This is a genomic window from Gracilimonas sp. BCB1 (genome assembly GCF_040117685.2).
Classification (GTDB): domain Bacteria; phylum Bacteroidota; class Rhodothermia; order Balneolales; family Balneolaceae; genus Gracilimonas.
The window spans coordinates 232,216-245,933 of record NZ_JBEDYP020000014.1 but is presented as its reverse complement, the minus strand read 5'-3'; the positions used below and the strand labels follow the sequence as shown (position 1 = coordinate 245,933).

General features: G+C 42.1%; 11 protein-coding genes, 1 tRNA gene and 1 pseudogene. 2 read left to right on the top strand and 11 right to left on the bottom strand.

Annotated elements, in window-relative coordinates; genetic code table 11:
• Positions 1-211 precede the first annotated feature (211 nt).
• The 5 genes from ABFW99_RS11880 to ABFW99_RS11860 form a co-directional block, all read right to left on the bottom strand.
• Complete coding sequence (locus ABFW99_RS11880; protein WP_349353583.1) at positions 212-883, bottom strand: hypothetical protein; 672 nt, start codon at positions 881-883, stop codon at positions 212-214.
• A gap of 130 nt (positions 884-1,013) precedes the next feature.
• On the bottom strand, positions 1,014-1,712 hold the full coding sequence (locus ABFW99_RS11875; RefSeq protein ID WP_349353584.1) for a hypothetical protein: 699 nt from the start codon (positions 1,710-1,712) through the stop codon (positions 1,014-1,016).
• 24 nt (positions 1,713-1,736) lie between these two features.
• Positions 1,737-2,267: a GWxTD domain-containing protein gene (locus tag ABFW99_RS11870; protein ID WP_440707508.1), complete on the bottom strand. Its 531-nt coding sequence runs from the start codon at positions 2,265-2,267 to the stop codon at positions 1,737-1,739.
• A gap of 145 nt (positions 2,268-2,412) precedes the next feature.
• Complete coding sequence (locus tag ABFW99_RS11865; RefSeq protein WP_440707503.1) at positions 2,413-3,171, bottom strand: hypothetical protein; 759 nt, start codon at positions 3,169-3,171, stop codon at positions 2,413-2,415.
• Between the two features lie 193 nt (positions 3,172-3,364).
• Positions 3,365-3,437, bottom strand: a tRNA-Met gene (locus ABFW99_RS11860).
• A gap of 118 nt (positions 3,438-3,555) precedes the next feature.
• Between ABFW99_RS11860 and rocD the strand changes: the two are divergent.
• Positions 3,556-4,813: pseudogene (rocD, locus tag ABFW99_RS11855) on the top strand (ornithine--oxo-acid transaminase).
• 26 nt (positions 4,814-4,839) lie between these two features.
• Here the strand turns inward: rocD and ABFW99_RS11850 are convergent.
• The 6 genes from ABFW99_RS11850 to ABFW99_RS11825 all read right to left on the bottom strand — a co-directional run bounded on the left by ABFW99_RS11850 (position 4,840) and on the right by ABFW99_RS11825 (position 12,087).
• Positions 4,840-5,583 (bottom strand): hypothetical protein, encoded by a 744-nt coding sequence (locus tag ABFW99_RS11850; RefSeq protein WP_349354229.1) that lies wholly within the window; start codon positions 5,581-5,583, stop codon positions 4,840-4,842.
• A gap of 147 nt (positions 5,584-5,730) precedes the next feature.
• Positions 5,731-6,585, bottom strand: a complete 855-nt coding sequence (locus ABFW99_RS11845) for a hypothetical protein (protein WP_349354228.1) — start codon at positions 6,583-6,585, stop codon at positions 5,731-5,733.
• An 11-nt stretch (positions 6,586-6,596) separates the two neighbouring features.
• Positions 6,597-8,846, bottom strand: a complete 2,250-nt coding sequence (locus tag ABFW99_RS11840) for a TonB-dependent receptor (RefSeq protein ID WP_349354227.1) — start codon at positions 8,844-8,846, stop codon at positions 6,597-6,599.
• Between the two features lie 180 nt (positions 8,847-9,026).
• A complete protein-coding gene (locus ABFW99_RS11835; protein WP_349354226.1) occupies positions 9,027-9,776 on the bottom strand; it encodes a LytR/AlgR family response regulator transcription factor in 750 nt (249 codons plus the stop codon).
• Entirely contained in the window at positions 9,776-10,807 is a 1,032-nt protein-coding gene (locus ABFW99_RS11830) for a sensor histidine kinase (RefSeq protein WP_349354225.1), read from the bottom strand. The genes ABFW99_RS11835 and ABFW99_RS11830 overlap by 1 nt, the downstream gene beginning before the upstream one ends.
• A complete protein-coding gene (locus ABFW99_RS11825; RefSeq protein WP_349354224.1) occupies positions 10,804-12,087 on the bottom strand; it encodes an SMP-30/gluconolactonase/LRE family protein in 1,284 nt (427 codons plus the stop codon). The genes ABFW99_RS11830 and ABFW99_RS11825 overlap by 4 nt, the downstream gene beginning before the upstream one ends.
• Positions 12,088-12,415: 328 nt before the next feature.
• Between ABFW99_RS11825 and ABFW99_RS11820 the strand changes: the two genes are divergently transcribed.
• Positions 12,416-13,456, top strand: a complete 1,041-nt coding sequence (locus ABFW99_RS11820) for an alpha/beta hydrolase (RefSeq protein WP_440707502.1) — start codon at positions 12,416-12,418, stop codon at positions 13,454-13,456.
• Positions 13,457-13,718 lie beyond the last annotated feature (262 nt).

Genomic DNA, 13,718 nt, shown 5'->3' with positions numbered 1-13,718 from the left:
AATACCCGAATTTTCATACTCACGAATAAGTGATAGTTAGAAAATCAGGGAGTACAGGTATTTTATACCTACTTATTAATTATTACGAGAAAAGTATTTTCTGTTAACCTAAATGTTTTTCATTGCTGGGTCGCAGAAATTTATTATGTCCTGCCATACCCTGTAATATAATCAGATTTCAGATAGTGCCAACCGAAACGGGTAAAAAAAATTAAGAAAAAGGACTTTTTTGAATGATTTTCTCCAACACATCACCCAGTAAGTTTCTGTAAACCTGATCCCCGTCCATTACAGAGTATTTTTTTACTGAATTGACTTTACCCCAGGCGGCGGCTTTTTTCAAGTCATTATCCCAGATCAGATATTTGGTTTCAAACTTAAGCCGTGTTTCTTTTTGCATTTCGTGACCAGCGTAATTCCCACCCCCTGTTTCAATGGTATACATTTGATAATTGTACTGATCCAGGATAAGAGTAAAACGGCTATTTATAGCTTCCATAGCTACCGCCGTTTCCTCTTTGGGGCCAATGATTTGCATTTTTTCATCCGTACCCAGATTCAACACTTTCATTTCAAAAGCAGAACCATTCAGTGAATCTCCTTTGAATATAGAAGTCACATCAGCATCTGTATTCCTTTCTATATAGAATGGCAGGTAATAATCAAAGATATGAGACTCGTTTGGCCTTAATTCTCCGTATACATAATTAGGAAATAAATTAAAGAAGTATTCTGCTTCTACCGGTAAAATGGTTATGGTAGAATTTCTTACAGTGTTTTCTTTTGAATAGTCCGGAGCTAAAAATTGAGAACTGTTAGTTGTTGAACAAGAAGCCGTAAATAATAATATAGTGGCAACTACAGCTAATAATTTGTATTTCATTAGTTATTAAAAAATGTTAAATGATATTTTTTCAGAGCAGACCTTAGTTAATACTTAGTCTGAAATTGCAGCCTAACAATACTACTTAATACGTAACTGAAATTTTAAAATTTATTAAATAATTTACTTTTTAAGATGTGATTTCATTGTACTTCTTCACAGCCTTATTGATATGATCAGGATTTGATAGATCCAGGTCGTTCTCTTTGATATAATTGTTTACTTGTTTATTACCCTCAAAATGCTTCACTACCCGGCGATGTCTTAACCGTCTCAGTTCATGCACTTCGCCATCCTTTTCAATATAGTAGCGTTTGTTTTTTGAATAGACTTCTTCTTTTGATGCCGAGCCATACCCTGCGCTGGAGTTTTCGGAGTAATTAACCTCCTGCTTTACCAAAAAGCTCATTGCCCCGTCTGCCTTCACTTCAACAAAATGGTTGGCATCCAGCCTTCTTGACTCAAACCCTTTTCTGTACACACGTTCCTCTCCGTTCAGTTTTACAACAAACTCTTTAACGTCATCAGCGGAAACAGCATATACCTGGTTACCATCAACAATTTCTATTCTGTTCTCATAGATATTGTAATTCATTTCCAGGTTCTCGGTCTTCGCTCCACTGTACAGCTCAAAAGAGCCCGTTACAAAGTTATCGGCGATGTATGGGTTCCCTTTTACATTGGTTGTTTGAAAAGTAGGAATCAGGTTAAAGCTCACCATTTCACGTATGTCATCCGTAGTAACATTAGTTTGTGCAGATAACGGAAGGGCAAATAAAGCTGCTAAAGTAAAAAGTAAAGTGCTCTTGATTTGTTTTGATAGTATCATGATATCGGATTTTAAATTATAGCGTTAAAGATCTGCTGTAAGGATATTACCGGTTCTCCAGCGTTGTATTTGTCTGTATTCCAGATTGTGGTATAAAATATTACGGTCTAAAATGTAATTGTCAAAGGGGAAGTATTTACTTTTTAAATCAGATACTCTGAATAAAAAGCCTCGTTCAGGATCATCCAGATTATTGGTATAGTACCAAATCATACGAGAGTTAAATACATCATCAACACTCCATGGCGGGCCGAAAAGAATATAAACCATTCCGGGATCGGTCTTCCACCCTTCTTTAAAATTTGAAAACTGTTTGTTGGCTTCTTCAACCCGGTTATAATACATGGAGATGGCCTCTTTGGCTAAAGCAGCGTTTCCTATATTCCTGAGCCAAAACCGGTCGATCGCACTTTTCAGCGAATCGGTGTTTTCGATCTCCATCAATGCCTCGTATTCATCTTCCTCCATAATATAAAAGAGCGACTCCGCCATTTTTCGAGCCGTTTTCACCGCGGGATAGAAAGGAGGCTTAATTCCAAACTCCCGCCCCGATATGGTTTCAACCTCATTCCCATCGGTTATCTCAACTTCCAGGCGATAGTTCCCCTTAGGCAGGTCTTCGTAAGCATATTCAATAAAAATATTTCCCTGCTGCTGTAAAGTCCGGCTTCCGGACTGAAGAATGTCAAATTCATCGTACTCAATTCCCTGGTACCTTATATTGGATCGGGGGTAGTCCTGAATACTTCATGGGCCAGGCTATAGAAGTATCGGCCCGGAATTTCTTAAGGCGTGAGTTAACGGTAATATCATTGTTGGTGCTGTTGGTAATCTGAACCACGAACTTTAATGAGTCGAGCTGACCGGGAACATCATAGGTGGTAACAGGGACAAAGTCAGTATTTCTCAGCGTATTGTTTTTCCCGAAGATCTGGATTTCAGATATAGCCGCAATCCGATCAGCATAATCAGGAATGGTTACCTTGTTATTTTGAGTGGTTTGTTTGCCTGATTTTTCGTCTGTCAGTACAATTTCAACATCAAAGGCACCCGGCCTCACTTCAAAGAGTTTAGTAAACCGATGCACATTTTGACTGAAGATGACGCTATTGTTATCGCTGACCAGTGAATCCGAAATCGTTTCGCGGGCTACAAAATCTCCGCTTTCCTGATCGGTGATGTTAATATCTATAGAAACATCTGCCTGAAGATCCCCTTGTTCATTTTCGGCATAAATCAAACCCGCATACACAATATCTCCGGATACATCTATCACGGGTGTGCCTTCTATATTATAATAACCAGCGGTGGAAACCCTTAACTCAGGAAAACCAAACTCGTAATTGTATCCGCCGCCTCTTTCAATATCATCTATATAATAATCGGAACAATTGGTGAGAACGCTCCCCGCAAAAAGCACCAACAAGAAAAGCTTTAAATGTCTAATAGCTGCCTGCATCAAGAATTGAACGGTATCCGTTTAGTTTAATTTTAAGCCGAATTATAAGATAAGCTTCCAACAATTCCATTCAATAACCAACAAACGCTTTTTTTATTATGGAACTATCTAAATAACATATCTATGATAACAAACAAGATGAGACGGGTGAAAATAAAAAAAGCCTTCTGATAAAATCAGAAGGCTTAAGTAGTGGCGGGGGCAGGATTCGAACCTGCGACCTTCGGGTTATGAGCCCGACGAGCTACCAGCTGCTCCACCCCGCGGTGAAGGCTTACAATATACGACTTTTACCCAACCGATATCAAGAGATTTTTTAGATTTCTTACTAATCTTTGAGTGTTTGATTTAGTAATTTTGAGAAAATTTGAATTAAAGAGTTTTATGATCGACAGTAAGCAAGCCATCGCGTTAGAAAATGAATACGGAGCCCATAATTATCATCCCCTGCCGGTAGTATTATCGAAAGGAAAAGGCGTGCATGTTTGGGACCCCGAGGGAAATAAGTATTTTGATTTTTTATCGGCCTATTCTGCTGTCAATCAGGGGCACAGCCACCCGAAAATAATTCAGGCGTTAACGGAACAGGCAAACACGCTTAGCCTTACCTCCCGCGCGTTCTACAACAATGTGCTAGGTGAGTACGAGAAGTACATCACCGATTATTTCGGCTTCGACAAAGTGCTTCCCATGAACACCGGAGCTGAAGGGGTTGAAACCGCCATCAAAATTTGCCGGAAGTGGGCGTATGAGAAAAAGGGCATTCCTGAGCAGGAAGCTCAAATTATCGTACTGGAGAACAACTTCCACGGGCGTACCACCACGGTAATCTCATTCTCCAATGATCCGGATGCCCGAAAGAATTTCGGACCTTATACCCCCGGCTTCATTAAGATTCCATATAACGATATTGATTCACTTGAGGAAGCATTAAATCAACCGAATATAGCGGGTGTTTTGGCCGAACCTATACAGGGTGAAGCCGGAGTGGTAGTGCCTGATGATGACTACATCCCAAAAGCAGCTGCCCTTTGTAAAAGAAAACAACGTGCTTTTTATAGCTGACGAGATCCAAACCGGTATTGCCCGAACGGGTAGTTTACTGGCCGTTTGCGGAGATTGCACCTGCGCCGGTCATTGTGAGCGACAATCTACCTACACCAAACCCGATATGCTTATTTTAGGAAAGGCATTGTCGGGCGGTGCATATCCGGTTTCAGCGGTGTTAGCTGACGGTCATATTATGGAAGTCATCCAACCCGGGCAGCATGGCTCCACTTATGGTGGTAACCCGCTGGCATGTAAAGTTGCCATAGCCGCTTTGGATGTAGTGCAGGAAGAAAAGCTGGCTCAAAATGCCCGTAAGCTGGGTGAAATATTCCGGGACGAAATGAATAAACTGGTTGAAGAATATGACCTGTTCGTGAAGGTGCGCGGAAAAGGATTACTGAATGCCGTTATCATCAACGATTCTCCGGAGAGTGATACCGCCTGGAGATTTTGTGTGGCTCTGAAAGACAATGGATTACTCGCAAAACCCACTCACGGAAATATCATTCGTTTCGCTCCTCCCCTTGTTATGACGGAAGAAGAGCTAATGGATTGTGTGAGTATCATCCGAAGAACAGTGAATCAATTTTAGGTGCACGTAAACACCATAATTCCATTCTACTCCGGATCATGGTGTATTTCACATGAAAGAGGATCACCATCAAATTCACAGGGATGAATTTGTATTTCCGTTTCACCTGAGTACTTGCTGAGTACGATTTGTTTATCCGGGGCCGGCTGTATTCGATTTTCATCCCTCTCGTCAGACTGTTCGTCACCCTCAATATAGCCGATATGGGTAAACCTAAACCGGACTTTTTCACTGGAGAATTCATCACAGTATAAGGCATCAAATGGTCCGAATACGAATTCAGAAATGCTGTAGGGAGTCCACGACAAAATGAGGTTTTCTGTATCCTCATCATGTACCCTCCCCATTTCCCTGGGAGTCCATAGCCATTGCTGACCAACCTTAATTGCCACTTCAGCATCCAGGCGTTCTCCTGCTTCTAAATCAATGTTTGTTAGCCGGATTCTAAATGGAGATATGCAGGTCACACTATCCTTTAATACGGTAAGTGCCGTTTCTTTGGTAGTTACCGAGGTTATATCATAACTAACCCCTTTCTCATCTTGCATACTTATCCGGTACCGCTGGTCGAACTGAACAGGCATGTTTATTTCGAAGTTGTGGGTATAGACATTGTCAAATTCTACCATACTATCTTCCAACACTTCCATCTCTCCGGAGCTTAAATTGGTGAAGGTCATCTCCACATCGAGTGGATAAGTACTTTCCTCGCTCAATAATGCTTTGTTGTCATGAACCCGGATGTAGTTGGGTGCTTCATTGATGTTCAAAGGCCCATAGATAGAGTATGTCCTGTTTCCCTCTGTTATTGGTTCGATGGATGATTCACATCCTTGAAGAAAGCTTCCAACTATTACTAATAAGAATGTACCTAAGAGATGTTTATATCTGTTCATTGTATTTATGTATCTCTCAAATTAATTAAAACTACAGGCCACCGGACTGCTTTCATTTAAACACGGGTTTATCTGAATCTCTGCCTCATCAGAATATTTACTAAGCACGATCTTTTTATTGGCAGAATTCCCGTTGTATTCTGACGAATCCGGCAAAGAGGCATCCTCATTTCCTTCAACGTAGCCAATATGAGTAAACCGGAATTGAATTTTCTTACTGGTAAATTCGCAGCACTCAAGAAAATCTAACGGCCCCATTATATAACTGGAAATTTCATTTGGAGTCCAGGACAGAATCAGCGTCTTGGCCTCATCATCATAAACCCTGTTTACAATTCTGGGTGTCCACCTCCAATCATCTCCGATCTTCACAGCTACTTCAGTATCAAGGCGTTCACCGGCCTCTAAATCTATATTGGACAATTGAATTCTGAATGGGGAATTACAACCCACGCTATCCTCAAGAATCGTAATCTCAGATTGCTTGGTTGTCACAGTTACCAGACTTGATGTGACGCCGGTCTCTAAATCCTCAAGCTCAACCCTATAGCGGGTATCGAACTCTATAGGCATATCAATTCTGAAATTATGGGTATAGATACCCCTGAATTGAACCAGCCTGTCATCCAGTATTTCAGCAAATCCGGAATTCAGGTTGGTAATCTCCATAGTCACATTCAATGGTAATGTGGCATCGGCATTCAACACAGCCTTACTGTTATGAACACGAATATAATTCGGAGATTCGGCAATATTGAGTGGGCCGTAAATAGAATATTGTTGATCTCCGCCTGTGATGGGTACGATAGAAGTATCACATGAAAGAGATAAGATCAGCAGCACAAGCAGCAGACAAGTATTTTTAACAGCGTTCATTCTTTCACCCATCAGTTAAAGTTTACGCTCAGGGATAAATAAGGCAGCACACCGGTTTGGTTTACCACCTCATATTCCACTATATCCACATAAAAAATATTGTCCTGATCGTAGGCATTAATAGCCCCAATTTCGCTGCCCAGCCTAACCGATGGGGACAGATCGAAATATTTTTTTAATGAAACGTCCAGACGATGGTAAACAGGAAGTCGTTTTCCGTAGGGTTTATCGTAATAGGCTGCACCTAAACCGGGTGTTTTGGTGGGGTCATCATATGGAACATCAAGCCGCAGGTCTGTAGCATAAATTTGTGTGTAGGGAAACCCGCTTCCAAATTCCCAGTTAAAGCTTAAGTCAAAGCCTTTGAACTTATAATTAATCAGTGTATTAACTTTATGCCGCTGATCATGACCCGGATTATAACTCTGTAATTCCTCTCCCAGCCATCTTTCCAAATCGGCACCCTGAGCTGTGTACTCCACCTCCCCAAATCCGTATCCTACATACCAGAATATGGGACCATTGCTATACTCCAGCCTGAAATCGGCACCGTAGGTATTTCCCTCGGCCCGAACCGTTTCTGTTTCCAGGCCTACTGTTTGTGACCAGCGCGGAACCGGTATGTTGGTGTGTTTTTTATAATACACTTCCATGTTTGTGGTCCAGTTTCGGCCAAAACGATTTCTCCAGGAAAAAATACTGTGAAAGGCCTTTTGCAGAGGATCATTATACCCTGTGGGTGAATACAAGGTGAAGGTGGAGCCCGCGTCCCGGGGATCTGTTATGCCTTCCAGTGTCTGAGAATATAAACCCGTTGCTATACTAAACTCTGTTCGGTTATTATTGAACGGATTGTATTGCACCCTTAAGCGGGGCTCCAGCCCGGATGAATAATTCAGCGTGATCTGAGTGCCGGCCCCGGGCTCTAAAATCAGGCGGGGCGTAACCTGCCATTTGGTTTTCAGGTAAAGCTGTATGATTGCCGAAATGCCTTCAATTCCCTCATCAAAGGAAGTAAAGAGTTCGTTTGCCTGCCCGCTAAAGCTTTGATACCAGACATTCACTCCATAATCAAAAGTCAGGTTTGCCACTTCCTCTTGCATGTCGACCCGAAGGTACCCCTGATCAACTCTTGAATTTCGTTCAATTCCGGATTCATTACCCTCCGTATTCGAAAATCCTGAATATCCCAGAGAGACTTCAAAAGGATGGGCAAACATTTCATCGAAGCCAAAACAGCGGATACCCGCTCCGGTATTTGTCCATCCCAGCCGGGTATTACGACGGGTGTTAATCCGTCCCTCATCTTCGGTATAAATAGCGCTCAAACTGCAGTTAAATTTTTTACCCTGAAGGGTGTACCTGGAAATGATATCGTAGAACTGCATGTCTTTTTCATCGGATCCCAAATACCCGGAAAACTGATTTATAGTTGAGGCCCGGCCACTTACAAATAACGAAGACACTCCTTTTTGCAGTGGGGTTTCAATAAACACGGTTGATAAATACGGGCTTAACGAAGCACTGCCTGCGAACCTTTGAAGGTTCCCGGTTTTCAGGTTTACATCAATAACGGCAGAGGTGCTGTTCATGTAGCTGTTGTCAAAACCACCGGCCATCACCGACACATTATTAACGGCTTTTTCAGGAAAGGCAGAGAATAAGTTCGAAATATGGAAGGGCTTTACCAGCGGTATATTATCTACCAAAACAAGGTTCTGTGAGGGGGTTCCTCCCCTGATGTATAAATCCCCTCCCTGGTCGCCGGTACTCACCACTCCGGGCATGGTTTCGATATATGCCATTAAATCACCTTCAAGGCTGGCCGACGGAACTCTCGAAATATCTTCTGCACGGATGCGGGTTATCCCTGCCATTCCCGTCTTCGCACCCTTTTCGACCACTTCAAGCTCCTGCAATTCACCGATGCTTTCCTCCATGGAAATACGATGAATGGCCGTCTCTCCTTCTTCTACTTCAAAAAACTCCTCAAAGGTTTTAAAACCGACAAAGGAAATTTCGATTCTGTACCGTCCTGCTTTAAGGCCCCGAAATTCTACAAACCCATCACGGCTGGTAACGCCATAGTCGGTGTAGTCTTCTTCCTCAGCTTCAAACAACAAGACGTTTGCACTTACAATAGGCTGGCCGCTCTCTTCCTGAACAATGAAACGCAAAATGGAGTCGGGCTGTGCGTACAGGAATGGGGAGCTCAGTAAACTAAATAAAATGAAAAACAGAATACCTGAAGTAAATCTCATAATACTAACCACCTCTTTGAATACCGGACTTATATATACTGTAATAATTTCAAAGTTTATGCCGGCAAGGGTTAAGGAAATGTAAAAAACACATTGTTACAAATATGAGTAATATCAGATCAGGCTTAACAGCGTATCATATAAAAAAAGATAAGTGACTTTCCGGCTTTTTAGTGGTAGCTACACCCCGAGCCACTCTTTTAGCTCAGGTGTTTTATTTCGGCTGATGATGATTTCGTCTTCTACCGGAGGGGTAAGGTTTACCGTAACTTGTCCTTTGAAGTAAGGTTCCAGGTCTTTTACTGAATTGATGTGCGCGATAAACTGCCGGTTCAGCCTGAAAAACAGTTCAGGATTCAGCATTTCTTCAAGCTCGGTTAGGGTAAAATTGATGATATATTTTTTCTTCTCATTCGTGACCAGCCAAACCAACTTATCACTGGCCATAAAATAGGCAATGTCGTTGACCCGCAATGGAAACAGCTTCCTTCCCAGCTTCACCAGGAACCGGTCTTTGTAGTTATTTTCAGTCAGTATTTCTTTGGTGAAGGTAAAAGCCGGGCCTTCCTCAAATGTCTTTTTTACCCGCTTATATTTTTCAAATCCCCTGGCTACATCATCCCGCGAAATAGGCTTTACCAGGTACTCAATACTGTTCAGCTTAAATGCTTTCAGTGCATATTCATCGTAGGCCGTAGTGAATATGATGGGGGTATTAATCTCGATCTTATCCAGCGTCTCGAAGCAGGGGCCGTCTGCCAGTTCCACATCCATAAAGATTAAATCCAACTCATGCTTTCTGATTGCGGATAACGCTTCTTCGCCTGTTTCTACAGCAGCGACGATCTCTGCATCTTCGTGTACGGCCTTTATATGTTTTGAAATCTGCTTGCTGGCAGGTGCTTCATCCTCACAAATAAGAATCTTCATCACGCATTCATTTTTAGTATGGGTATCTGAACCACAAACTCATGCTCATTTTTCTCAATATGCACCGGTTTGTTCGTAAAGTATTTATACCTGTCCGAAATATTTTTCAATCCTACTTCGGTGCTTTTAACGGAACTCTTTTTGGGTTGAAGATTATTTCGAACCTCAAGCTGTTCATCATCCTTTACCTTGATTGAAATCTCCAAAGGATGACGGGAAGAAATCTCGTTGTGTTTTACCGCATTTTCAACCAAAATCTGAAGCGTGGCCGATGGTACCCTGTAATCGCCGTGCCCGTTTACGGAAATCGTGCAAGTAAGCTTTTCATTAAACCGAATTCGGAGCAGGAACAGATATTTTTTAATGAACTCAATTTCATCCTGCAATAAAACAAGCTCTTCATTTTTTTGATTCAGTACATACCGGTAAATATCGCTGAGCGCATCCAGGTATTTTTGAGCCAATTTCGGATCTTCGTCAATTAAGGCGTTCAGTACGTTGAAGTTATTGAATAAAAAATGAGGACTTATCTGCGCCTGAAGTACACTTAACCTTGCTTTTGCATTTTCCTTTTCAAGGATCTCATTTTCCAATAACGATTTCTTCCACTCCTTTATAATCACATCCGCATTTACAAAGGCCCCGATAGAAAGCGAGAAACTAAGGGCAAAGAGATTGTACTCTATCATCCCGGGAAACCAAACGCTCATATCCCACAGGGTTTGATACAACAGCACCATAACAGGGGTTACAATTGCCGGTGTTAATAGGGCTGTTAATGCAATTTCAGACCACAATCGCTGTGGAATTTTTTGCTGCCAGGGCAGCCAAGCTTCCAGCCGGTGGCTTTTCAGGGTATGCACTTCAAAAAGGGCAATCAGTATGATAAAAACAGCAATGGAATACTCCACATGCGAATACAGGGTCATATCTGCAAAGTCATACCCCCTTATCAAATACAAGAAGGTGTACGACGGCATCGCCAGCACAAAGGAAATGATAAGTCTGTTTTTCAGGGTGTTAAACCTCATGGGCTTGCCGGCTGTGTTTTAAGTTTGAATATTTTGAGTATCGGCCATTTATCCAGTACAGGATTTCTGTCTTCACCGTAGTACCCCCAGGGGCTGTTCCCAATATAGTACAAATCATTATTTACCCAAGTGCCCAGCGTTGGCTCATTGATATCTTCCCGGGCTTGATCTGGGAAAACCAGGGTCTCAGCCATTGCCTTTCCCTTGTCATCCAACCGAATCTGAGCCACTCTTTTTGGCGTAGTCCCATTTTGAAGAACAGTTAGCAACCCGCCTTTTTGGTAAATGCCATCTCCTCCCCTCAGCCATTCATTTTCATCCATTATCGGCCGAATTGTTCCTGAGCTTATTTCAATGCTGTACACTCCGGTGATGTAATCCGACAGGTATAAAAATTTCTCGTCATCGGAGAAGGCCAACCCCTGCAGGTTCCACCATCCTTCATGTTGATACACTACTTTCAATGCGTCATTACTGTCAATGGTAAATACCTCAGGGTTTCTACTATCTGATATATATACAATACCATCGTCAGTGATGGTCAGGTCACCAAAAATCCGCTCGCCTTTCGGTTGAAAACTTTTGATTACCTGCCCGGTTTTTTTGTTGATTTTCAACACGGCAGACTTCCCGTCAATCTCCTCATGGTAGTCAGAAAATTGGGGCATTACAGAAGAAGTAACCCAGAGTATGTCAGAATCAACCGGATCGATGGCAACTCCCAATGCCGACCAATATCCCGATTCTTTCAAATCCACGAACAACCCAAGTTCTTCCACTTTTGGATTGAACCTGTAAATCAATCCTTCTCTTATGTCTGTCAGGTAAAAATCTCCGGTTTCCCCATCATAGGCTATTCCTTCAGGATGAAAACCCGGCTTATCAAATTCAAAGGCTACCTCACTGGTGATAGTGGTTCTTTGTTTTTCCGATGCGGCTTTTGACAGTTCCTCCCACTCAGGTAAAATTTTAAGAATGCTGAACTCTGACGTATCTAATATTGACGGAGAAGCATAGAAATGTATCAACACTTCAAGGGTTTGAAAAGCTTGCCGGTTCTCATTGTTCAACATGTGCCCTTTGGCAAGGTTGTACATGATAACCGGATGATTTGGGCGAAGCTTGTTGGCGCGCACCATACGTTCTCTGAATGTTTGAACATCCCCGTTCTTTAGAGCTTCCTGCCCTTCATTATAAATTTCTACATAAGATTGAGCGGTTACATTCACCGATACTAGTAAAAAGGTGATGAGCGTAAAGAGCTTTAGTGATTGAGTCATCGCAACTGGTCTGTATAATTTTTCGGTAAGTTAATGGTCCCCGGCTATACTTCTCTATTTTTCAGGATGAACGTTCACCTTCCTATGATGAAGTTATGGGCCTGATAAGTATAATCGTTAGCTTTTCTGCGATGGTGCATTTCTTCTTCATGAATCCCTTTTCATCCACAAAAAATGTCACTCCATTTTTAGCCCTGAGCTAAGCAACCATGGGTTCATTACCATGTAAACCGAATACACTGATTTTCGTTAACCTCAAACCGATACTGCCATGCTGATTAGACATTTATGTTTAATATTACTAGTCCTTTGTTTCTCGGGTATCACATTGGGGTGTTCAACCCCGGCTTCAACTGATAGAAACGAACAACCGGGCACATCATGGGATAAGAAGTTTCGCCTGAGTAATGGAATGATCATCGAGGTTTTTATTCCTGAAGATTATGATCCGGATACTCCCTACCCTTTACTTTTACTAAATGATGGGGAAGACATGTTCGGTGGGGGCTCCTGGAATATGGACCGGGTGTTACAAGATCTGATATCGGATCAAAAAATCAGGCCGGTTGTTGCCGCAGCCATCTACAATCAGGGGCAGCGAATGAATTGGTACATTCCCTATGATGACCGGTGGATTACCACAAACTGGGGGCCATATACTCCTGATGCCTCTGAATATGCACAAGGCATATTTGATTATGTGATTCCTTACATGGACGAAAATTATTCCATCGATACCACTGAAGTTGCCATCTTGGGAGCTTCATTAGGCGGACTAATCTCAACCTGGATGGGGCTTACATTCCCTGATAAAATAAAATATTCAGCCGGACTTTCCGGTTCACTGTGGGTAGCTGATTACAGCATCTTTTCCGAGGTTGAAGGGTCTTATGATTCAGAACAAAAATTCTGGTTCGACATCGGCACCAATGAATGGAATTACTATGTTCCTCTGTATAGAGAACTCGATCAACACGGTGTTACTCCCGGGCAAAACAATTTTTACTATGAAGTTCCAAGTGGAGCACATATTCAGTCCGACTGGCTTCAGCGAATACATCTGCCTTTAGCGGCTTTCTTTAGCCCCATGAAAAACCCTGAGCCGGAATCCATGGAAGTAGTCCTTGAATGTATTCCCAGCCAATCTACCCGGGGGTTATACTTCAGAAGACTTAACCCCATTGTCACTCTCAGTAATGGAGTAAAATACTCACTGGCACACACTGCCACATACTCAGTAGTGAATGGCGAAGCTGAGCTTGGCACAGAAGGGGGCTTTAAAAATAACCCTCAAACTGAGGTTCAGATATTAGTTGAGCATCGAACACTTTCAGAAACTGTACAGGTGCCGATGGGCTGGTGTCCTTAATTTTAAAAATGATCCTGAGAGCACCCTGTATTTAATATTTTATTAAACAGGAGTAATCATTCATATATATGTAGAGGAAAAGAAGCCAAAACCTGCAGTCTCCAATACGGCATATGTTGAATAGCTACATTCACGTACTAAGTATTTTAGTCAATACTGAATACTACAGAGTTTTGGCAATTCTTTATAGGAAGGAGTTTTGTTATTTAACCTTTCTTCAGAATAAGCACCCCAAATTTTTACCGATTGTAAAAAAGAAGAT

Excerpts from the sequence above, each read along its gene's own strand:
- ABFW99_RS11845 (WP_349354228.1), bottom strand. The coding sequence starts at position 6,585 with ATGAACGCTGTTAAAAATACTTGTCTGCTGCTTGTGCTGCTGATCTTA.
- ABFW99_RS11880 (WP_349353583.1), bottom strand. The coding sequence starts at position 883 with ATGAAATACAAATTATTAGCTGTAGTTGCCACTATATTATTATTTACG.
- ABFW99_RS11865 (WP_440707503.1), bottom strand. The coding sequence starts at position 3,171 with ATGCAGGCAGCTATTAGACATTTAAAGCTTTTCTTGTTGGTGCTTTTT.
- ABFW99_RS11825 (WP_349354224.1), bottom strand. The coding sequence starts at position 12,087 with ATGACTCAATCACTAAAGCTCTTTACGCTCATCACCTTTTTACTAGTA.
- ABFW99_RS11840 (WP_349354227.1), bottom strand. The coding sequence starts at position 8,846 with ATGAGATTTACTTCAGGTATTCTGTTTTTCATTTTATTTAGTTTACTG.
- ABFW99_RS11875 (WP_349353584.1), bottom strand. The coding sequence starts at position 1,712 with ATGATACTATCAAAACAAATCAAGAGCACTTTACTTTTTACTTTAGCA.
- ABFW99_RS11835 (WP_349354226.1), bottom strand. The coding sequence starts at position 9,776 with ATGAAGATTCTTATTTGTGAGGATGAAGCACCTGCCAGCAAGCAGATT.
- ABFW99_RS11830 (WP_349354225.1), bottom strand. The coding sequence starts at position 10,807 with ATGAGGTTTAACACCCTGAAAAACAGACTTATCATTTCCTTTGTGCTG.